This is a genomic window from Campylobacter concisus, from assembly GCF_050447445.1.
Classification (GTDB): Bacteria; Campylobacterota; Campylobacteria; order Campylobacterales; family Campylobacteraceae; genus Campylobacter_A; species Campylobacter_A concisus_BI.
The window spans coordinates 1,502,362-1,523,541 of sequence record NZ_JALMFW010000001.1; the positions used below are offsets into that span (position 1 = coordinate 1,502,362).

The 21,180-nt window shown below is 34.9% G+C and carries 25 protein-coding genes, 5 tRNA genes and 1 pseudogene; 20 read left to right on the top strand and 11 right to left on the bottom strand.

All coding sequences use genetic code 11. The annotated features are described in order from the left end of the window. Nucleotides 1-46: 46 nt before the first annotated feature. From MTT30_RS07840 to MTT30_RS07860, 5 genes are all read left to right on the top strand, one after another. A complete protein-coding gene (locus MTT30_RS07840; RefSeq protein WP_429801555.1) occupies nucleotides 47-352 on the top strand; it encodes an HK97-gp10 family putative phage morphogenesis protein in 306 nt (101 codons plus the stop codon). 93 nt (nucleotides 353-445) lie between these two features. After that, nucleotides 446-631 carry a hypothetical protein gene (locus tag MTT30_RS07845; RefSeq protein ID WP_035160681.1) on the top strand — a complete coding sequence of 62 codons (186 nt, stop codon included), beginning with the start codon at nucleotides 446-448 and terminating at the stop codon, nucleotides 629-631. Further along, nucleotides 621-1,154, top strand: a complete 534-nt coding sequence (locus tag MTT30_RS07850) for a hypothetical protein (RefSeq protein ID WP_429801556.1) — start codon at nucleotides 621-623, stop codon at nucleotides 1,152-1,154. Before MTT30_RS07845 ends, MTT30_RS07850 begins: the two co-directional genes overlap by 11 nt. Then, complete coding sequence (locus MTT30_RS07855) at nucleotides 1,144-1,401, top strand: ABC-three component system middle component 8 (RefSeq protein ID WP_087584939.1); 258 nt, start codon at nucleotides 1,144-1,146, stop codon at nucleotides 1,399-1,401. Before MTT30_RS07850 ends, MTT30_RS07855 begins: the two co-directional genes overlap by 11 nt. Then, a complete protein-coding gene (locus MTT30_RS07860) occupies nucleotides 1,388-3,073 on the top strand; it encodes a hypothetical protein (protein WP_429801557.1) in 1,686 nt (561 codons plus the stop codon). Before MTT30_RS07855 ends, MTT30_RS07860 begins: the two co-directional genes overlap by 14 nt. A gap of 10 nt (nucleotides 3,074-3,083) precedes the next feature. Here the strand turns inward: MTT30_RS07860 and MTT30_RS07865 are convergent, their stop codons facing one another. Further along, nucleotides 3,084-3,368: a hypothetical protein gene (locus tag MTT30_RS07865; protein WP_261788557.1), complete on the bottom strand. Its 285-nt coding sequence runs from the start codon at nucleotides 3,366-3,368 to the stop codon at nucleotides 3,084-3,086. Between the two features lie 14 nt (nucleotides 3,369-3,382). On the opposite strand from MTT30_RS07865, the pseudogene MTT30_RS07870 reads away from it, so the two are divergent. From MTT30_RS07870 to MTT30_RS07915, 10 genes and pseudogenes are all read left to right on the top strand, one after another. Further along, nucleotides 3,383-3,697: pseudogene (locus MTT30_RS07870) on the top strand (winged helix-turn-helix transcriptional regulator); the annotation flags it as partial. 232 nt (nucleotides 3,698-3,929) lie between these two features. Then, complete coding sequence (locus MTT30_RS07875; protein WP_429801558.1) at nucleotides 3,930-4,124, top strand: hypothetical protein; 195 nt, start codon at nucleotides 3,930-3,932, stop codon at nucleotides 4,122-4,124. 166 nt (nucleotides 4,125-4,290) lie between these two features. Continuing rightward, a complete protein-coding gene (locus MTT30_RS07880) occupies nucleotides 4,291-4,512 on the top strand; it encodes a hypothetical protein (RefSeq protein ID WP_429801559.1) in 222 nt (73 codons plus the stop codon). Nucleotides 4,513-4,877: 365 nt separating this feature from the next. Next, the gene (locus MTT30_RS07885) at nucleotides 4,878-6,293 is read left to right on the top strand and encodes a hypothetical protein (RefSeq protein ID WP_429801560.1); all 1,416 of its coding nucleotides are present in this window, start codon (nucleotides 4,878-4,880) and stop codon (nucleotides 6,291-6,293) included. 930 nt (nucleotides 6,294-7,223) lie between these two features. Beyond that, complete coding sequence (locus MTT30_RS07890; protein WP_429801561.1) at nucleotides 7,224-8,186, top strand: ABC transporter substrate-binding protein; 963 nt, start codon at nucleotides 7,224-7,226, stop codon at nucleotides 8,184-8,186. Nucleotides 8,187-8,218: 32 nt separating this feature from the next. Next, complete coding sequence (locus MTT30_RS07895; protein ID WP_429801562.1) at nucleotides 8,219-9,268, top strand: ABC transporter substrate-binding protein; 1,050 nt, start codon at nucleotides 8,219-8,221, stop codon at nucleotides 9,266-9,268. Next, nucleotides 9,261-10,262: a FecCD family ABC transporter permease gene (locus MTT30_RS07900; protein WP_429801563.1), complete on the top strand. Its 1,002-nt coding sequence runs from the start codon at nucleotides 9,261-9,263 to the stop codon at nucleotides 10,260-10,262. Before MTT30_RS07895 ends, MTT30_RS07900 begins: the two co-directional genes overlap by 8 nt. Beyond that, complete coding sequence (locus tag MTT30_RS07905; RefSeq protein WP_087580454.1) at nucleotides 10,262-10,996, top strand: ABC transporter ATP-binding protein; 735 nt, start codon at nucleotides 10,262-10,264, stop codon at nucleotides 10,994-10,996. Before MTT30_RS07900 ends, MTT30_RS07905 begins: the two co-directional genes overlap by 1 nt. Beyond that, a complete protein-coding gene (locus MTT30_RS07910) occupies nucleotides 10,993-11,787 on the top strand; it encodes a class I SAM-dependent methyltransferase (protein ID WP_429801564.1) in 795 nt (264 codons plus the stop codon). The genes MTT30_RS07905 and MTT30_RS07910 overlap by 4 nt, the downstream gene beginning before the upstream one ends. Nucleotides 11,788-12,923: 1,136 nt before the next feature. After that, complete coding sequence (locus tag MTT30_RS07915) at nucleotides 12,924-13,295, top strand: hypothetical protein (protein ID WP_429801565.1); 372 nt, start codon at nucleotides 12,924-12,926, stop codon at nucleotides 13,293-13,295. 290 nt (nucleotides 13,296-13,585) lie between these two features. Here the strand turns inward: MTT30_RS07915 and MTT30_RS07920 are convergent, their stop codons facing one another. From MTT30_RS07920 to MTT30_RS07965, 10 genes are all read right to left on the bottom strand, one after another. Continuing rightward, on the bottom strand, nucleotides 13,586-14,518 hold the full coding sequence (locus tag MTT30_RS07920) for a hypothetical protein (RefSeq protein WP_429801566.1): 933 nt from the start codon (nucleotides 14,516-14,518) through the stop codon (nucleotides 13,586-13,588). A gap of 12 nt (nucleotides 14,519-14,530) precedes the next feature. Further along, complete coding sequence (locus tag MTT30_RS07925; RefSeq protein WP_429801567.1) at nucleotides 14,531-15,040, bottom strand: hypothetical protein; 510 nt, start codon at nucleotides 15,038-15,040, stop codon at nucleotides 14,531-14,533. 7 nt (nucleotides 15,041-15,047) lie between these two features. Beyond that, nucleotides 15,048-15,203 (bottom strand): hypothetical protein, encoded by a 156-nt coding sequence (locus MTT30_RS07930; RefSeq protein ID WP_429801568.1) that lies wholly within the window; start codon nucleotides 15,201-15,203, stop codon nucleotides 15,048-15,050. 62 nt (nucleotides 15,204-15,265) lie between these two features. Then, on the bottom strand, nucleotides 15,266-16,189 hold the full coding sequence (locus MTT30_RS07935; RefSeq protein WP_429801569.1) for a tyrosine-type recombinase/integrase: 924 nt from the start codon (nucleotides 16,187-16,189) through the stop codon (nucleotides 15,266-15,268). 139 nt (nucleotides 16,190-16,328) lie between these two features. Then, nucleotides 16,329-16,529, bottom strand: a complete 201-nt coding sequence (locus tag MTT30_RS07940) for a hypothetical protein (protein ID WP_429801570.1) — start codon at nucleotides 16,527-16,529, stop codon at nucleotides 16,329-16,331. 157 nt (nucleotides 16,530-16,686) lie between these two features. Beyond that, a tRNA-Ser gene (locus tag MTT30_RS07945) sits at nucleotides 16,687-16,776 on the bottom strand. A gap of 58 nt (nucleotides 16,777-16,834) precedes the next feature. Next, entirely contained in the window at nucleotides 16,835-16,990 is a 156-nt protein-coding gene (locus MTT30_RS07950; protein ID WP_167496266.1) for a hypothetical protein, read from the bottom strand. Between the two features lie 32 nt (nucleotides 16,991-17,022). Further along, nucleotides 17,023-17,096 (bottom strand) — tRNA-Cys (locus tag MTT30_RS07955). 6 nt (nucleotides 17,097-17,102) lie between these two features. Beyond that, nucleotides 17,103-17,189 (bottom strand) — tRNA-Leu (locus tag MTT30_RS07960). 8 nt (nucleotides 17,190-17,197) lie between these two features. Beyond that, nucleotides 17,198-17,272 (bottom strand) — tRNA-Gly (locus MTT30_RS07965). A 105-nt stretch (nucleotides 17,273-17,377) separates the two neighbouring features. On the opposite strand from MTT30_RS07965, the gene MTT30_RS07970 reads away from it, so the two are divergent. The 5 genes from MTT30_RS07970 (at nucleotide 17,378) to MTT30_RS07990 (ending at nucleotide 21,135) form a co-directional block, all read left to right on the top strand. After that, nucleotides 17,378-17,453 (top strand) — tRNA-Ala (locus MTT30_RS07970). Nucleotides 17,454-17,670: 217 nt separating this feature from the next. After that, nucleotides 17,671-18,795: a PepSY-associated TM helix domain-containing protein gene (locus MTT30_RS07975; RefSeq protein ID WP_429801571.1), complete on the top strand. Its 1,125-nt coding sequence runs from the start codon at nucleotides 17,671-17,673 to the stop codon at nucleotides 18,793-18,795. Nucleotides 18,796-18,866: 71 nt separating this feature from the next. Continuing rightward, nucleotides 18,867-19,889, top strand: a complete 1,023-nt coding sequence (locus MTT30_RS07980; protein WP_009494790.1) for a ribonucleotide-diphosphate reductase subunit beta — start codon at nucleotides 18,867-18,869, stop codon at nucleotides 19,887-19,889. Next, on the top strand, nucleotides 19,876-20,367 hold the full coding sequence (locus MTT30_RS07985) for a hypothetical protein (RefSeq protein WP_429801572.1): 492 nt from the start codon (nucleotides 19,876-19,878) through the stop codon (nucleotides 20,365-20,367). Before MTT30_RS07980 ends, MTT30_RS07985 begins: the two co-directional genes overlap by 14 nt. Next, on the top strand, nucleotides 20,368-21,135 hold the full coding sequence (locus tag MTT30_RS07990; RefSeq protein WP_429801573.1) for a carbon-nitrogen hydrolase family protein: 768 nt from the start codon (nucleotides 20,368-20,370) through the stop codon (nucleotides 21,133-21,135). The last annotated feature ends 45 nt before the right edge of the window (nucleotides 21,136-21,180 follow it).

The window sequence follows — 21,180 nt, forward strand, 5'->3', positions numbered from 1 at the left end:
ACACAAGACCGCGCCCATAAAAACGGGCAATCTTAAAAGAGACATAATGGTATTTGAAGTAACCGCAAGCGAGGTAAAGGTGGGCAATACCCTAAAAGCGAAATACGCCAAATACGTCCACGGCGGCACGAAAGCGCACGTCATAAAATCCAAAAATAAAAAAGCTTTAGCCAATAAAAAGGCGGGATTATTTTTCGGTAAAAAGGTAAAACACCCCGGCATAAAGGCAAATCCTTATCTTCTAAATGCTTGGAATATCTACAAAAACGGCGGTTTAAAACGTGCCAGCGATGAGCTAGCACAAAATGTAGATAAAGAGATAGTAAAAGATATTAAGGTCATATTCAAATAAACCCAAAAAGCCTATAAATACAAAAATTCTTATTTTTTACGTTGATTTCAGGGGAAATTATATATAATAAGCGTAAATATTTAAGGTTTTTTTATGAATTTTTCAATTATGGATATTATCTCTATCGTCGGTTTTGTTGTTACGGTTATAGGCGCCATTGGATATAAGGTTTATAAAAAGAAAACTAAAATAAATATTAGCAACAATAATATTTCAAATAATAGCAATAGCAATATCGTAATTAACGGCGATCAGAATATAAATAACGATGCCAGATAATAATGATTTTTCAAACAACTTCAATAGCAATATCGCAGTAAACAGTAATCAAACCATAAATAATATTGTTGAAAAGATAAATATTGACATAGGGAGATTATCAAGCATTTGTGAGACCAATGCAAAGGAAATTATAGAGCTATTAAACAAGTTTGAAAGCGATTGTCTAGCAATAGAATATGACGACTATTTTATCAAGATAGATACTAAAAACAAAATAAACGAACTTGAGCGATTTTATACGGAGTTTATAAAGGAAGAAGAAGCTAAACTTGCGATTTTGGACGATTTTTTTAAAGACAATAATTTAACGAAGCATATAGAGAACTCAGCCAAAAGTATCAGGATAAGTATACTTTCTTTTAAAAATAGAAACTCTAATAAATTAAATCCCGATATTTTTAATCAGATTATACAAGAACATACATCAATTATAGACAACAACGAGATAAAAGACGTAATGCAGCTTATTATATTTTATTTATACAGATACTGCTATATCGGTGAAAAAGATGGAAACTAGATATATAAAGACGCATAGAAGTAAAGATATAAAAAGAAGTCCGCTAGTCGTAGCTAAAGAGATATTAAATAGACTAAATACGCAGTATGGAATAAAACTGGGTCTTATATACAAAGAGATAAAAAAGCAAAACAATATTCAACAAATAGATTTTGCATATGCTTTAAATTTTTTGTTTATTTTAGGGCAGATTGAGTATATTAAAGAGTATGATGAGCTTATAAGGGTAAAGAATGAAACTATCTAAAATTTATGCAAATAATAGTGAAATTTTTAAACCTATAATATTTAACGATGATATAAATTTTATATTAAGTAATGATCATAGCGTAGGTAAAAGTACGCTATTTGCTTTAATAGATTTTTGTTTACTAAAAAAAGACAAGGGCGTATTCGGTAGAGAAAATTTTAAAGATTTCGTCTTCTTTTTGGAATTGAAATTTAAAGACTACTATATAACCATAAAACGGCCAACTCAAGGTAGGGCTAATATAGGCATTAAAAAGACTCAAATTTCTGAGCATTTATTGGAATGTGACGATTTTGATAAAACAGGCGGGTTAGATACTATAAAAGAGCATCTAAACTCTATATTAAATTTTAAAGTCGATAATTTTAGAAGCTATTTATCATATTTTTTAAGAGATCAGGATAATCAAAGCGATATTTTTAGGCTCAATAAATTTTTAAGAACCAATGATATAGACTTTAAGCCGATCGTTGCTAATTTGCTTTCTATAGATGGTCAAAACATAAAAGAAAAATACGATATAGAAAATAATATAAAAAAAATAGAGCAAGAAATAGCTTTGCTTGAGGAAGGCTTAGGCGACTATATAACCAAAGAACAAATTGAAGCGGAATTATTGATATATGAACGACGCCTAAAAGAAAAGGACGACATGTATGAGAAGTTTGATTTTTATCTATCTGAAAAAAATATTAGCAAAGAGCTTGTGGATAGAATAGAAACAGACATATCCACATTAAACAAAAAGAGAAACTCTATTATGAGAGAAATTGCCTATATAGATGAATTTATAAATCAAGAGATAATCGTTAAAGAAGGTGATTTGGAGGCTCTATTTAAAGAAATGAAAGTCTTGTTTCCAGAAGATTTAAGAAAAAATTATCAAAGCGTTATACATTTTAATAAACAGCTAGCAGAAGAAAGAGCAAAGACCTTTAACGAAAATAAAGTAAAATTTGAAAAAGATTTGGATCATATAGACGCTAAACTAAAAGAACTCAATAAGAAAAGAATGCAAATTTTATCAGTCCTAGAAAATACGGACAGTATGGATAAATTTAAAAAGCTTCAAGAAGAGATAACAAATTTAAGAATAGAGATAAACTCACATAAAGATAGACTCGATAAATTTGATTTTATCAATAATAAAAAAGCGGAAATAGTTTCACAAAAAAATAACTTAAATCTTGTAATTGAAAGAAACAAAGAGCTTGTAAAAACCTCTTTTATAAAACAAATACAAGAAAAAATAAGCGAATATAGCACTATCGTGTTCGGTAAAGATGCTGCTTTTTCTGTAGGTTTTAACAAAGAAGATAATATAGAATTTGATTTAAAAATAGCAGGAGAAAAAGGTTTTGACAATGATTTAGAAAAAGGCAAAACCATAAAAAAATTATTGTGCTTTATTTTTTCTGCAGCACTTTTAGAAATGTATAAAGATGATAATTTTTTTCATTTTTTGGCTTTTGATAGTCCTTTTGACGGCGATAAAAACGAGTGGCAAAAAGGTACTTTTGAAGCTATTTTAAGACTAGCAAGTCAGGGAATACAGGTTATTATAACTTCAATAGACGATGTCATATCTTCCGTGCTAGACATGAAAAAGGTCGACGAAAAAACAATCATGGTTTTATCAGAAGAATACAAGCTTATGGGCAACTTCTGATTTTACCTAATTATATCACCTTTTCAAAGTAGCTAAGCGCCAAAGCTAATGCCCAAAAGCGGTCGGCGTGGCCATGTTTGTTGCGGTCGCTGTCGTAGATAAAGCTTTTAGCACCCGCCTTTTGCTTTATGGCGTGAAGATCGGCGATGAGCGCTGGATCGTTTGGTATGATTATACTTTTATCCTCAAAGTGCTTTTTTAAATTTAAAGCCATAACCTCTTTGCTGCTTTGTGTAAAATAGACCCCTTGCGCCCTTGAAGGAAAGCGTCTTTTTACCTTTTCGGCTACGCTCATAAGGCAAGTATAAATTAAGCATTTTGTATCATCTGGGCAACAAAACTATGAGGACGGGCGAGCCAAGAAGACTCATCCTAAACATCTCGCAAAAGGTTTTAACGGCCGGGCTAAGGGATCTGGAAAAAGACGAAATAATCGTTAGAAAAGTCTATAACGAAGTACCTCTGCGGATCAAATATTCTCTAAGCCCAAGGGGTAAAAATTTAAGGAAAATTTTGCTTTTGATGTCGGATTTCGGCGAAAAGATCATCAAAAACAGAGTGCAAAACGGCGAAAAAGTAGAAGTAGTAAGCAAAAATAACGACGGATTTAAGGAGCAAATTTAAAAGCGAAACCTAATGCGACTTTATAAAATCCGCTTAGCTTAGACTCATACTAAAATTTCAATAAAATTCAAGGCAACCCAATGACAATCCTCTACGCGACAGATTTGTTTGCAGTGGCAATCACGACGTAGGGCTGGCTTACGAGCAAGAGTGGCTAAACGATATCTTAAATATTTACGCCGATAATGCCGTAAAAGAAATAGACGGAATAAAATTCGGTTGCGCTACATATTTGAGGCCTAGCTATGAAAATTTGCCCCAGTGTGATGTTTTACTATCTCATGTACCGCCTGCATACACAAAGGCTTCTGTGGGCGCTAGCAGCGATAATTACGGTAGCGAAAAGCTTTATAACGCTATTAGCAAGCGCGTCATAGCTCCACTTCTTTGCAGACATATTCATAGTCCATTAAAAAAATATATGTAGGCTAAAGCACACTATGATTTATAACCCCGGTTGCGACAAGAATTTAAAAGACCCAAAAATTAGCGTTGTGGAGGCGTGAAACCGTAAATTTGACCTTTGGCAAAAATAATATCAATCGTGCTATATTAAGTAAAAATTTAAGGAACAAAAAATAACGAATGCTGTTATGCTTCAAACTAAAGACGGCTTTACGCTGATTAGTGATGTTATTAACGCTATGAAGCAGCTATTTGGCGAAAAAATCAACGTAATAGAACTTGACGGCGATACGATCGAGGCGCTTAGCGGCGAGATAAGCCGGACGCCCTTGGTTCAAGTCTCCCCCGTGACACCAAAACATCCTATTTTAGGCACTAGCAGTGATGTTTTGTTCTTTCCATTTCTTTAAAATTTCCTTTAAGAGTGGAACACTTAGTTGCTAAAGTGGGACAGTCTCTTAAAAATTCCAAAGATTATAAAGCCATCACCCTTTTAATACCATAAAAATAAATTTGTTTTAAATTCTTGCTTCTAGCTTTTTATCTCAAACTCCCTTAAATACACACTTTTAATCTCCATCATTTTAATATTTTTAATTTTTCTTTCTAAAAAATAAACTTTTTTACAAAATTTTGCATTTCTAGCTGAAATTTTTTCCAAAATTGGTGTAATTACTATAAATACTTTTTAAAAGGATAAAAATGAAAAATTTTTCATTAATAGTAACTAGCACCGCTAGCATGAGAGAAAGTTCATATAGTGAGGTGGTTTGCCATGGCTAATGCATATACGGTAAATAACCACAACCTAGTTATAAACGTAAGGTCAGATTTTTTAACATATGGTAGAGCTATAGGTAGATTTGCACATGCATGTCGTGAAAAAAATCAAAAGAAGCATATAAAGTATCTCAACAAAAATCCAGCCACTATTAATCGTTATAAGCTCCTAAGTGAATTTAATAATAATGGCAATATGAGAGATGCTAACAGCAAAGATGATGAACTACACAATATAGCCTTTGTAAAGAATTTACTTAAAGGTTTTCAAGAAAGCTTTGAGAAAGACTATACCAAGCAGTCTTATACACAAAAACGAAAAGGCATAGAAACTCTTATAAATAAGTCTTGGCGTAAAGATATGGCTGGTTTTTGTGAGATTATCATCACATTTGGTACAGATAGGAAGAAAGAGCCAAAAGGAGGATTAAACGAAGAAGAGTCAAAATTTATAAATGAAAACATACGCATGGATAGAGTAATGAGATTTATAAATGCATACTGCTCAAAGTATGGTGTAAAGTGTCTGCTTATAGCTGAGTATAATGATGAGAAGACCAAGCACTATCACATCATCTTTACAAACTACAACTTTGAGAAACATGCAAATTTGAGATTTAGCGGTAAGGCACAAACAGCAAAATTTGGCCAAGAGCTACAAGATATGGGAGCAGAGGCATTTGAAGGTCAGGTACTTCGTGGTAAGCCAAGTAAAAATAGGCATAAGAATTTAACACAAATGCATCAAATAGCAGATGAATATAAGAGCGAGCAAGAGTTAAAGAGTAAGATTAGAGAGCTTATGGAAAAGAGAGTAAATAAGTATATGACAAAGGAAAAGTTTTTATGGTTTGATGAGAATTTTAGACTAGAAGCTAACAAGAAAGAGGCTTATTTATCTAGTCTTGCAAATTTAGTTTATGAACAGCTGCAAGAGAACATAACCATCACATCTGATAAAAAGCTAAAAGAACAAGTAGAGCTTCTTGCTGGGCAAATAACAGAACAAAACAAGATCATAGAGGAAAATAAAGAGAAAAATATAGAAGTCTTAAAAGAAAAAGAGCAGCTAGAAAAAGAGCTAGATGGTTTAAAAGAGACCAAGGCCGGGCAAGATAATGAGATAACAATTCTTAGACACAAACTAAAAGCACATACTAATCAGCAAACAAAGATAGATGAACAAAATGTATTGATAGAGAGTAAGAATAGAGAAAATCTGGCTCTAACATATAAAAATAAAAGTTTACAAAGTGAAAATATCAAACTAAGAGACTTTAATGACAAAAGCTTGGGTCTTTTACTAGAAATAGCAAATAGCAACCCAGAGATAAGAGAGATGATAGTCAATGAAATACCAGAGCTAAGGGGTAAATTTACAAAAGATGATACTGGGATGGAGATGGGGTAAAAGTATTCTTAAAATTTACAATGCGTAATTCATAAATTTAAACTACCCAGATCAAGCTAGCCATGTAAATTCTATGTAGCAAAATTTACATGGGCTTGCAAGATCGCTATATATTCTACGCAACACTCCTATATCTCATATAGGCATACTCGTAAATTTTCTCTCTGCACGCCGAGATACTTATATCATCATAGCACTCAGGTAGCTCGCCCCAGAGCGTATCGAAAAAGAGATTATCTACATCGGAAATTTTTAATCTTATCTTACTTGATAGAGTAGCTCCTATTTCTTTTATCTTTTTTTATGTCGTTTTTAATAAAAAATATATAAAAACACTTTACTTAAAAATGTAGAGATATAAAAAAGAAAATTTATAATATATTGAATACCGAATCTAAATCAAATATTACATAGTAATAGTGGAAATAATATTCTATATAACTATATAGAATATTTTATTACTTCATATCAAGTTTATTTAAAAATTATTGCACTATAATTTTTTTTAATTTTTGATATAAAAAATCATAATTATATCTATAAATATTTTAAATGAGATTAGCTATCAGCCAAGTTGTTACGACAGTACTATTTTAAAATAGTGTAAATCCAGTATTGTAAAGTCTATAAAGGATCTGAGTTTTTGCTACTTTATATGTCAAATGTCGTTTAAGGTATATTCCTCAAAAATCAATTCGGTTGCATACCAAGGAATGATTGTTTTTAGGAGTAGACATTTATAGATGAATTAAACTTTAAAAACACTGTGGAGTTAGATGGGATGCCAAGAATTATTTTAAAAAGATAAGCTGAGTTTATCAGTAGAGAATATGTAAAAACGCTGGATCTCAATTTGGTATTACATATATTAGAAATGGCGATATTTATTAGTTTTTAAGACAACTATATTATATATTAAGGAAAGATAATATGAATAGACGTAGTTTTATGAGGCTTAGTGCAGCATTAAGTGTAACAGCGATGGCTCCCAATCTTTTTGCAAAGGAAAATTTTACGATGTGGGGCGCACCGGCAATCCCTAGCGTGATAATGGCCGTAGCAAGCTTACAAGGCGAGCTAGCAAAGACTCATGACGTGAGGTTACGTATTTGGAAAAGTACGGATCAACTCCGAGCAGGCGTAGCTAATGGGGAAATAAAAATCACTATGGCGCCATCAAACGTGGGAGCAAACATGCGAAATCACGGCTTAAATTTAGCTATGCTAAATTTGCTTAGCCTTGGTACGATACAAGCCATGGTAAAAGATGAGAATATAAAAACTTTTGAAGATTTTATCGGCAAAAAATTAATAATTCCTTTTAAGGGTGATATGCCTGATTTGGTTCTGCGAGCGCTTTGTAAAAAACGAGGAGTAGATATTTCCAAAATAGACATTACGTATACGCAGACGCCGCCGGAAGCTGCAGGATTATTTTTGCAAAAAGATTATGATATTTTAATAGCCCCTCAACCTCTTCCGGCAGCAACCATACTACGCGGGAAGAAAATGGGGATAGCAATACATTACGGAGTAGATATCCCTAAGGTCTGGGGAGAAAGCTTTAATACCAAGCCGTACATTCCGATGGCGGGCATTATAGTCGACGTAGATTTTTATAAAGTAAATTTGCCTCTATTTGATACGCTTCATAACGACTTAACTAACGCTCTATCTTGGATTAAAGATAATAAGCAAAGCGCTGCCAAAATAGGAGCCGAATATCTACCGGTTCCAGAGCCGGCACTGGTTAATGCATTTGATAGGGCAAATTTGACGGTAACAAAAGCTCGCGATATGCAAGATGAGATAATGTTATTTTTTGAAACTATTTTTGAGTTTAATCCAAAGCTTTTGGGCGGTAAGATGCCCGACAAGAGTTTGTTTCTATAATTAAAGATAAATTTATAAAAAAGGATAATGCTATGTTAAAACATATTTTGTGTTTATTGTTTATTTCTCTAAATATTTCGTTTGCTATGACAAACGAACAGATTGATGAATTTATATCAAAAAATAGCGTAGATATTCAGACTTTAAATGGAGTCCCAAATAAAGTTTACGCCAGTAATCCGCCGTTACTATTTTTGCTATATGCCGTTGCTCCTGAGAAAGTCAGCGGTATAAATTCTAGTTTCGGCAAAAGAGAAAAGCCGTACCTAAAAGAGAGCATGATTAACCAGCCGGTAGTAGGAGGATTTTTCGGGCAAGGCAAAATTCCAAATATGGAAATGCTTTTAAAGCTAGATCCTGATTTGATACTGGTAAATTCTGATTCTAAAAATACTCAAAAGAAATTCAAAGAAACCCTGGGTGAAATAAAAAAACCTATGCTGTACTTAAAAGGCTATGAATTAGAAGACTATATCGACTCTCTTGAAGTTTTGGGTAAAATTTTAGATAAGCAAGATAGAGCAAAAAAGCTAATAGAGTATTCTAAAAAAACCATGGATATTTCAAAAGAGCTTAATGAATATATAGTAAAAAACTCGGTTGTTAAGCCTAAAATATACTATGCCGAAGATCCCGATGGACTAGCTACCGAATGCGAGGGCTCATGGCACACTAGGCTTATAGAGCTAAGCGGTGCCGAAAATGTACATAAATGTAGCGGAAACCCGGATGCTACGGCTTATGGGCACATCAAAATTAGCTTTGAACAAGTAGCCGAATACGATCCTGATATTATATTAATTTTCGAGAAGAGCTTTTATGATAAAATCTATGACGATCCTAAATGGCAAATACTAAAAGCCGTAAAAAATAAAAGAGCTTATTACTTACCTCGCGAACCGTTTTCTTGGTTTGATCGCCCGCCTTCATTTATGAGATTCATAGGGCTTAAATGGCTTATAAATTTAACTCATCCTGATGTATTTAAATTCAATATGAATAAGGAAGTTAAGGACTTTTATAAATTATTCCTAGAGGTTGACATAAGCGACAACCAAGTAAAAGAGCTTATAGGTGAGTAAAAAAGCCTTTACGTTTTTAAGTATCTTATTGCTAGGGTTTATGTTGCTTTCGGTACTAATAGGAAAATATGGCTTTAATGCGGAAGATTATCTAACGTATTTTAAAGCCGTTATAAAAGGCGAAGACTTAAAAAATTATCAAGTTATGCACACTTTGATAACGGAAATTCGCCTTCCTAGAATAATGGCCTGCATTATGATAGGCGCTAGTTTGGCTATTTCTGGCTCAGCATACCAAGCCATGTTTGTAAATCCTCTAGTAAGTCCATCAATACTTGGGGTTTTAAGCGGTGCCGGATTCGGCGCCGCCATAGGAATGTTTTTTGGATTAAACGAATATCTTATTCAGCTCAGTACCTTTGTGTTTGGTTTTATAGCGGTACTGACGGCCTTAAGTATATCGGCTTTTTACTCGCGCTCAGGTAGTATTATAGTATTGGTTCTTGGTGGCGTTATTAGCGGTTCTCTTTTCACATCCTTACTATCAGCATTAAAATACGCAGCCGATCCAAACGACTCATTGCCGGCTATTACTTATTTTTTAATGGGTAGCCTAGGGTTTGCTTCAAAGAATTTTATTCAAATTTCGATTCTACCGATGTTTGCGGGAATACTATTGTTGGCCTTTAGCGGCAAATATTTAAATGCGCTGAGTTTGGGAGAAGAAGAGGCCAAAAGTCTGGGCATAAATATTGCTAGGGTTAAAATTTTCGTTATTTTGGTTGCTACTTTTATTAGCGCCTTAAGCGTAACGATAGCCGGCATTATTGGATGGATAGGTCTCATAGTCCCACATATGGCTCGTTTTATATTTGGGGCGGATAATCGTGCCGTATTATCTAGTTCAGCTATGATAGGTGCTATATTTTTACTCTTTTGCGATAACTTTTCGAGACTTATGTTTACTTTTGAAGTCCCGATAGGTATAGTAACTTCACTGTTTGGAATACCTATATTTATTCTAGTGCTTCGTAGAGCTAAAAAGAGTTTTTAATGATAGAAATCAGAAATCTAAAATTCGGATACAAAGATAAGAATATACTAAACGGTATAAGTTTTAGTATCAAAAAAGGCGATACGCTTAGTATTCTGGGCGCAAACGGTAGCGGTAAAAGCACCCTCCTGCGTATTATGCTTGGATTTTTAAAATTCGAGGGTACGGTAAATATATGCGGTAAAAGCGTAAGGGGTTACGAAAAAAAAGAACTTGCGAGGCTTATAGCCTACGTTCCTCAAACGCATGCCCCGTCATATGAATATAGCGTATTTGACATAGTATTAATGGGCGCATTGTGCAGAACGTCTTTATTTTCTAACTTTAGCCTTGCCGATAAAAAACTTGCCGAGTATGCATTGGAAAGAATGGGTATTTTAGAGCTAAAAGATGAACTTTATACTAGAATAAGCGGCGGACAAAGGCAGCTGGCATATATCGCTAGAACCTTAGTACAAGGTGCCAAAGTTATTTTTATGGACGAACCTACGACCGGGCTTGACTTCGGCAATCAAATCAAACTACTTGAAATGATAAAGACGCTAAAAGACGAGGGGTATACTTTCGTACAAACCACTCATTACCCTCGTCACGCTAAATTTGTTTCAAATCTAGTATTGTTTTTAAAGGACGGCAAGATACTAGATTTTGGAAAGTGCGATGAATTGATAAATCCATCAAATATAGATAAGATTTACGGAATAGATTATCAAAAATATGAGGACAAATTATGATATTACCTTCTAATTACGATAGGCTGGATTTTAATAAGCTTTATAAGGAGCAAAGAACAAATAGTTCTTTTATTAGGAAATCAGTAGCCAAATGGGACGTTAAGGCAGCAAGCTTTAGCGAGAGCGTACTTAAGAGCGGCTATGTTAAAGATTTTATCTCAAGAGTCGATTTTGAGGGCGCAAGAACGCTTCTTGATTTCGCATGCGGTGCCGGAGCATTAAGCATAGCCGCAGCAAATAAGGTAGACAAAATTTACGGTTATGATTTTTCGTCGAAAATGCTAGAATTCGCAAAACAAAACTCTCGGGATTTTAATTGTAAAAATATTGAATTCGCGCAAAAAGCATTCGAAGACGACTTTAGCGACGTACCTGAGTGCGATATTACATTTGCATCTCGTTGCCTTGATGTAGATGACTTAAAACAAGCCCTAGAGAAATTACTTTCAAAGACAAAAAAAGCCCTTTATATTACTTTTAAAGTCGGTAGTTTCATTAATGAAGACGTTTTAAATGCTCTTGGAAGCAATATTGAAAAAAGACCAGACTTTATATATTTAATAAATATTTTATTCCAAATGGGATATCTTCCAAAGCTAGAGTATATACAAACTTCATGCGGTGACGGAATACCTGAAACTATCGACGATCTTGTTAAAAAAATACAATGGGGACTTTCGAGAGAGCTTACGGAGCCGGAAGTTTATAATCTCAATAAGTACTTTAACGGCAACCACTTTGAGCAAAAACAAGAATATATGAACTGGGCTTTCATAAGAGTAGATAAATAAAGTATAAGCCGGTACTTATTTTTCTATCTAAAAATTTAAGTTTCTATAATTTTATTTTTTATTTTAGCTACTAAAAAACGTTGAGGTAGAAATATCAAATTTTAGTAAAACTTACGATAAAGTATTGGTTTTTATTTTACTCATTGTTATTTTTTGTAAGAAGTCAAACAAGGTTTTATTAAGAAAAACTTAGACATTTTATCATTAAAAGTCATATTTAGTGTATAAATCTCATCTAAGTTTTTATATTTTTCTTTTGCTCGGCCAAATAAAAATTTTGGCCGTCTGCCAAGACCTTACAGCAAGCTCAGTTTGAGCTTGCTAAGTAAGTTTATCAACATTTTTATATGTTGATGTTTAATAGAAGTGAATCTAGATAATTAAAGTGTATGGTAGCATAATTTTACGTAATGTTACATAAAGTAAAACCACGTAAAACACGTATAGTAAAGTACAGTAAGGTAAAACATGTATGCCAAAGTAAAACCACGTAAAATAGGTATACTTAAGTATAGTAATGTAAATTACGTATTTTACGTATAGTGAAGTCACGTGAAGTATGGTTAAGTGAAGTTAGGTTAAGTATAGTAAGGTATAGTGAAGTAAAGTTACGTAATAAAATGTATTATGAGATATATTAGTAACTTACCATTTCAACTTTTGCTTTTAATACACTAGCATTTATATTTGTAGCATATGTTCCTAATAAAATTTTATACTGTTTCTCATGTCCTACTATTTGAGCTATGATATTTGGCTCTACTTCTTGTTGGACAAGCGTATCTATAAAAAATAGTGCCTAAAGGAGTAAAAAGTCTTTTGCTTATCGTTACTTATTAGTTTTTGTTGTATTTGTGATCTAAAAATTTCTGAAAAGTCTTTATTGCTTACTTTGAAGATGCTTTTATTTGCACTAGCTCTTTGTTTTACAAACTCCATTAGTCCAAGCTCTATTAGCTTGCTATGTACTGGCACGAGCCTTATGGAATTTATATTTTTAGTACTCTTGCCATCATCTCTATTTATACTAAAACAAAGCACATTATTATGATAAATGATGTCACTTGCTCTTAGATAAAAGCTTTCTGGAAGATATCGAATGAGTACTGCAAGACGGAAGCGTGAATATAAAGGCGATGGATGATTTTTCGCAGCTTAGGGGAGTTTTAGAGTCCTTGCCCATAAACGAAACTAGCGTAGTTTTAATCAATAGTAAAAAATCGGTTGAGGCCATAAAAGAATACGCCTTGCCAAGGGACAAAAGCATAGACGTACTTACGATGCAATCTATCAAAGGCCTTGAGGCTCAAAATATCGTTATACACAACTTTTTGCCGTTTCTGCAAACGACGCTAAAAAACGACCGCAAGCTATTTTTTAGAAAAATTTATGTGCTACTAACCAGAAGTAAGGAAAATTTATACGTTTCGATTCCGGAAAAGCTTGACGAAAATTTACCCGATGAGATTAAAGGCGTAATAGAAACGATAAAAAATACGCAAGCATAGCAAAAGCTGCCGAAGGGCCGAGCAAAGGCGAAAAAACCGCAAGCTCAAAAATAAAACTAGCCTCCATAAAACCCGTGCTAAGAGATATAAAATACGGAGCCGAGCTAGTGGTAGCCGGAAGCGAACTCTTTGCCATAATAGCGGGGCTATTTGGGTATAGCTTTAAATTTGGGCTTGCGACTACCAGTCAAACCGAAAAACCGATTTTATACCCATGTCTACATACTAAGTTTTATCAAAATTCGGCAGATTACGGTGTCTTATTTCATTTTGCAATCATGGCGATGGGTTTATTTTTTTGTTTTTCTAGATTTTCTAGGCTTTACGTGTCCGATTTGATTTTTTGGGATATTCAAATATTCAAACATGCCTTCAAAGACGTTAAGCCCTCGTATCGCTAATATTTTTGAATCCGCATACTCGGATTGCGAGTATGTACCCTGTGTCATATCGGGTGCATAACCCAGTATAGTTTTGGTTATTTTATATTTTACTTGATCTTCGATATCGTCTTTTTTTAAATTTTCCGAATGCCCGAGCAATTTCTTATCCGTACCCACATAGTCCTTAAAGCCAGCAAGAACCAGCCATTCATCGATCGCGTTAGCAAAATTTCCCCTAAGTCTATGGACGCTTACCGTATTATCTTTTATTACCTTATCTATTTCGGCATTGAGAGCTTTCGATAGAGTTCCTTTGTTTGAATATACTTTTTTAATTTTTGCAACCCAGCTGTGTTTATAAAGGTCTTTCAATAATGGATGTAAAGGCACATTTCTATAAAACACCTTTCCGGCGCCTTGCTTCGCGGTTTTTACCTTTAAAAACGGATGATTGCAATCCGTGCAAAAACTATCTTTATTTAAATTATAAAATTCCTCCGTCCTGACACCCGTTAATAATAAAAATCTTAAACAATCTAAAATTTCTTTGCGCGTATTATCATGTTTGCCACTAAATATCTTTTTGAGCTCTTCAAGGGTAAAATTTCTTTTATCTGTTACGTTTTTATTTACCCCGTAGTTACTAAGTTTTTCAAACGGATTATTGTTTACTTGCTTTATTAATACCATATAGTCGAAAAAAATTCTTAACCTACCTATTATATTATTTAATGTTTTTTTGCTTATTGTTTTACCTTTCTCATCTTTTTTTGTAAATATATGGTTTTGAAATTCATCTACATCTAATTTTTCAATCTCGTATATTTTATTTTCCTCCATATATTTAATTAGTCAGTTCACGTCTTTTATGTATCTTAGCCTTGTTTCTTGCGTGTATCCTCGTTTATCACATTCGCGCTCTATAAATTTATTGCATATGGTCTTCAAATTTATACTAATTTCTAGCTTTTGATTTTTCGGTAAAAGCTCTTTTTGCTTTTTCGGTAATTTTTTAAGCGTTTCGCTCTCTAAGTACCCTGCAATATTGTCGGATACAAATTGGTTATTGATAAATCTGCCGCCTTTTACTTTTTCATCCGTTAAAATGCCGTACTTTATTACTTCTTCGGGTATATCGTAATTTTTAAGATCTATTACGCTTGTTTTTGGCTCATTTTGCATATCAAGTTCGTTAACCGAATTCATGACGCTTTGAATTTTCATTGCAGTATCTTTGAAAACGACTTGAATATAATATTTGGTAGGCTTTGAGTCGTTTAATTTTTTTAAAATATCCGCTCTTTTTAGCCATTTATCTTTGTCTTTTGTATTTCTGACATAATTCTTTAGGCAATAGTCCATATCTCTCTCAAGCTGCTCCTTTATCTAGGGTGTTTCCGATAAAGCCCATCTTGATATTGTCTGTTTTGTTTATAAAAGCCTTTTTTATGCCAGAGTAAAACTTATAAAGCCTACCGAAGTCTGCGTTTTCTTCGTCAAGTAAATTTAAAATCTCTTTCTTCATATTTCACCTCTTTTTGCCAAATTATATATAACTAGCTAAAGATATTCAATAGAATTTCATCGCTAGAGATTGGAAAATATATTTAGACCATTCATAGCTTTTAGCTTTGCTTTTAGCGAGATATCCTTGGCGTATACGTCTGTTGCTAGATCGGTAGCGTGCCCGAGTAGTACCGAGGTAACATCCGTAAAACCATTTTCTAGGGAGTAATTTTTAATAGCGGACGCAAAATTTGCCCTTAGCCTATGAAAGCTTACGTTGGAGTCCGGTAAAACGGTATGAATATGTTTGTTAAGCCTTTTTCCAAGATAATTACAATCGCTTTTGCCTTTTTTTATTTTCGTTAACCACTTCATATCGCTTAGACGATATATATTTTTATGTATCGGCAGCTCTCTAAATTTAACATCTCCGCCTTTTTGCTTGGCAGTTTGAACTTTGATAAATTTAATACCGTCTCGCTCGCTTACGCTACTTTCATCTAAGCTCCAAATTTCGCTAAGCCTAAGTCCAGTGTGCAAGGCAAACGCCATATAATCTTTAAGCTCTTTTTTATCCGTCTTAAAAATTTTAACGAGTTCATCCATGCTAAAATTATCCTTCGGCGATTTTTGATCTTTGGAAATTTTAAACGAGCTTAAAAGCTTAAACGGGTTTTGAGATATAAGGCCTATTTTGATAGCATAGTCAAACATTCTACTTGCGTAGCACGTGTAGTTATTGATGGTCTTTTTGTTAAGCCTTTTATTATTTAAGAGATGTAATTGAAAATCCTCGCAGTCCTGGTAAGAAATTTGGGTTATCTGCTTGTGCTTAAAATAAATGTCAAGTGCTTTGGCTACCCTCTGATAGTATCCGGTATTTTTACTATTTGACTTCTTACTTTCGTTTTGAGCGTATCTGGATGCTATATCCGTAAATTTTATTGATTTTTGTGTTTTCTTTGGCCTATCGTTTTCTTGACATTCTTTTCTATTGACAAACATATCGTTGTCGGCTTTGGTAATCCCATAAATACCCGATATAACTTTTTCAAATATTTCTTTATATTCGGTCGTCGATAGTCGATGCGATTTGTTTTTAATATTTTTTTGAATGGTGCGTATCTTGTATCTTAACGGTAAATCAATAAATTTTTTTGGTTTGAGCAGAATTACGTCTATTATCGGCTTCGTTTTTTATTTTTAAAGCGATGGCTTTGGCCTCAAACTCATTGTCCGTAAATAGACAATATTTGACGGTGATAATTTTATCATTTTTCAAAGCCTTATCGAAATAGTAGTAGCTTGGTCTATTTTTGATTCGAGTTATTAATTTAGAAGTCATTGCAAACTCCTAATCTAATAAGTAAACGATGTAACAGAAATCCAAATTCGGTGTAACAAAATAAAATCGTCCGAAATTTGAGACGAAAATATGGTGATATAGGCTGCTTAAAAATGCTGAAATACAGATATCTGAAGATATATTTTAAGAGTGGTTGTGGCCGGGAGATAGGGATTCGAACCCCAGGAGGCTTTCACACCTCAACGGTTTTCAAGACCGCCGCTTTCGACCGCTCAGCCATCTCCCGAATTAAAGATTTGTGATTATAACCAACTTTGCTTAAAATTTACTATAATCTCTAAAATTTACTCTGTTTTTTCTTTAATATATGTAGCTCCATCATTTATCTTTTCTTTGGTCCATTCTTTGGCATTATGAGTATCTTCTTTTACGCCATGCCAAGTATTTGAACAACCAGCTACAAAAAATGCTATACAAGCTGCTAAAAATAAATTTCTCACTATTATTCCTTTGAGTAGTTATTTTTGAAGTTTGGAGGCGACACCCGGATTCGAACCGGGGATCAAAGCTTTGCAGGCTCATGCCTTACCACTTGGCCATGTCGCCATATCGTGGTGCCCGAGACCGGACTTGAACCGGTACGATAAAAACTACCGAGGGATTTTAAGTCCCTTGCGTCTACCATTCCGCCACTCGGGCTAAGTTAATGGAGCGGGAAACGAGATTCGAACTCGCGACCCCAACCTTGGCAAGGTTGTGCTCTACCCCTGAGCTATTCCCGCGTTAAAGTTTGCAATATTATCCAAAAATTGCTTAAAATTTTATTTTACTAAAACGAATTTCAAAATATTGTAAGCCATAAAAAGATAGAATGCCAAAATCTATTTGGGGTTATAGCTCAGCTGGGAGAGCGCTTGAATGGCATTCAAGAGGTCGGCGGTTCGATCCCGCTTAACTCCACCATAAATCTAAATGTATCTATCATTAATTTATACCTTTTGCTAAAAATAACTTATTACCAAAAATAAGATACCAATATGTAAAAATTTAATGGGTAATTAATATTAAGACCCTTATCAACATTAGTAAAAGTTAATAACTAAAAAATAATTTTATAAATTTTTATCTTGCTTTAACAAAAAATAAAATAATATTCGCTATTAAAATTTAAAGGAAAAAAATGTTTTTAAAACAAGGAAAAATCATCTTCAACATTCACCTAATAATTGGACTAATTGCGGCTATTCCACTAATATTCATGACTCTTTCAGCCCCATTTGCGTCTTATAGAGAAGAGATCAAAAGTGCGATAAATAAAAATTTTATAAACTTAGTTCCTAGCGAAAAAGAAAATTTAAGCTTAAATGAACTCCTAGCTAAAGCAAAAAGTGAGATTCAATTTGATACGCTTGAAAGCTTACAAATAGGTGGAGCAAATGAAGCTTATCGTATAAGCATTACAAAGGATAAAAAGCAATTAAATTTCTTCATAGATCCAAGAAGTGGCGAGGTGATCAGCGAGGACTGGGGTGAAAAAGCTCGCGTGGTGATCCTAAGCCTTCATAGAAATTTAGGCCTTGCCCTGCTTGATAGCAAAGTCCCAGCCAACATCGGCAAGCAAATAGTCGCCATTAGCTCGATCATCATGGCACTTCTTGCCATAAGCGGTCTCATCCTCTACGCCCCAGCGATTAAGCGAAATTTGCTAAATTCGCTCAAAATCAAGCCAAACGCAAAGGGCTATGCCTGCTTTTACAACCTCCACACGAGCCTTGGCACCTACGTGGCGATCCTGCTTGTCGTGATGTCGCTAACTGGCCTTTACTGGTCTTATGGCTGGGTCAGAAGCAGCGTAAATAGCATATTTTTCGACCTAAAGCCAAGCGAGATGAAGAAGTCCATGACACAAAGAAATTTGATCCCAATAAGCGACGAAAAATTTAAAGAGATAGAGACTGCGGAGCAAATTTTTAAAGAAAATGTCACATTAGAGCTAAAAACTCTTACGATAAACGTGCCTGAAAACAACCAAAGCACCTACACTATAAACTATGAAACTAGCGAGAGCCAAGTGGGCAAACTAAAGCTTGACGCTAGCGCTGGCAAGATCAAAGAGAATAAACTTGTTAGCAAGAGTGAGAGCATCCCAGAGGCTAAAAAGGCTGGTCGCAAAGTACTTAGTCTACATACTGGTGAGATGTTTGGTGAGATCGGTCAGATCGTATTTGCAGTATCATGCGTGATCGCAGTTTTACTGATCATAACTGGATTTTTAATGACCATAAAAAGGACCAAGGCACTCTAAATAAAAGTAAATTTTTACCTTGCTTTGGGTAAGATTTTGAGAAATTTTTACTACAAACAAGAGAGAAATTTATGAATAGAAAACGTATCTACAACCCAAGTTCAAATGAAAATTTGACCGATAGAAGAGTCTTTAACGGCAACCCACACGGTATTTTAAATTTCACCAAGGCAAAATACGAGTGGGCGTTAAAGCTTTGGGACCTCATGGAGGCAAACACCTGGTTTCCAAAGGAGGTCGATACCACCGACGATGTGCGCGACTACGCCTACAACCTCACAGAGGCTGAAAAACGCATGTACGATCTCGTCTGGAGCCAGCTCATCTCGATGGATAGCTTTCAGACAAACAACCTAGCTGACAACATCAACCCCTACATCACCGCACCAGAGATCAACGCCGTGCTAAGCCGCCAAGCCTACGAAGAGGCAAACCACAGCAAGTCTTACGCCGTCATGGTCGAGGCGATCTGTGACAACACCGACCTCATCTACGAGATGGAGAAACATGACGACGTCTTGCGTGAAAAAAACGACTACATCTCAAGCGTCTATGAGGAGCTTGCAGGCGAAGTGACTGACGAGAAACTACTTCTTGCGATGGTTGCCAACCAAATTTTAGAGGGCATCTACTTTTACAGTGGCTTTACAGCGATCTACGCTCTAGCACGTGCTGGCAAGATGCTAGGCTCAGCGCAGATGATCCGCTTCATACAACGCGACGAGATCACACACTTGTTGCTATTTCAAAACATGATAAACTCGGTCCGCAAAGAGAGACCTGACCTTTTCACGCCTGAAACTGAGGCAAAAATTTATGATATGTTTGAAAAGGCTGGAAATTTAGAGATAAAATGGGGCAAATACATCACTCAAAATCAGATAATGGGCTTTACAGACGATATCATCGAGCAGTACATCCACTATCTCATCGACCAGCGCCTAGTTGCGATCGGTCTAAAGCGTAAATACAACGTCGCTCACCCGATCAAATGGGTCGATGACTTTGCGAAATTTAACGACCAAAAGTCAAATTTCTTTGAAGCAAAGGTGACAAACTACAGCAAGGGAAGCATCAGCTTTGATGACTTTTAAAAATGGCATCTTAGCCCTTGCCTGCATGCTTTTTATAGGGTGTGCGAGCAGTAGCCAAAGAATAATTGATCAAGCAAATAAAAATAATCTCGAAAATTTCTACGCCTACAAGCTTGTCAAGATAAAAGAGACAAGCCAAGCGGAAGTCTATCAAGAGATGCCAAACGGCGAAATTGCACCAAGTTTCGCGCCACTAGGATCCGTGCTAGGAAATGACGTGATGCTTGGCATAAACAAGCAGTGTGGCTTTGAGCCAAAAGACCTAAAAGAGGTAAGAGTGGTCTCACATGATGAGGCTAGAGGTTTTGGCTTTGAAGTCTGGGTTTTTAATGATCCTCTCTCTCAGCGAAATGATAAAATCACAGCTATAAGCGTTATTTTAAAAGCTACACCAAACATAGGTGGCACGGATATAAACTGCAAAATTCCAAAAGACTGCCATGATGAAAAACCCATAACATTTGTATTTGGAAAATAAATGAGCGAAAATTTAAACCTAATAAGCCTAACTTTAAAGGCAAAAAACGCAACCGATCGCCTAGAGGAGCTTGCAAATTTAGTTGAGGCTGCGCCTGAAAACTCACTTATTCTTGCAAGCGAGCTTTGCATCAGCGGATATGACTTTGACGGTTTTTTTGCAGGGGCGAACAAAGCTATGCTTGGTGGCATGATAGGCAGCTTTGATGCAATGCTGCTTGAACGCTTGCAAGAGGCACTTAGTCCAAATAAATTTCTTGGTTTTACGCACCTTAGTAGCCTAAACAAAAGCGCAGGGCTCGCTCAAATTTCAAATCTAAATCCGCACCAGCCAAAAATTTATAACGAATTTTTGCTTCTTAACTCAAATAATGTCTTTCACTCACAATTTAAGGCTGAGCTTTTTCGGCCAAATTTGGAGCATGAAATTTTTGCCGCTGGCGATGTGAGCGATATAAATGCCTTTGATTTTAGAGGACTCAAACTTGGCGTGCTAATATGCTTTGAACTACGCGATAGCAGGCTTTGGGCAAAGCTAAAAGGATGTGACATCATCATGGTACCAGCCATGTGGGGCAAGGCTAGAGAGGATGCTTATCTTAGCCTTTGCAAGGCGCTTGCGATCGCAAACAACTGCTACGTCATGATCTCAAGCTCACTTGCATTAGAAGTTACTGGTGTATTTTTACCAAATGGCACACTTGTTAAAGAAACGATTTTTGATGCAAATTTAATAAAAGAGATCAAGACAAATTTAGGGATTTTATAAATTTTAAGATAAGTTTTAAATCGTATAATAACGATTTAATTTTTA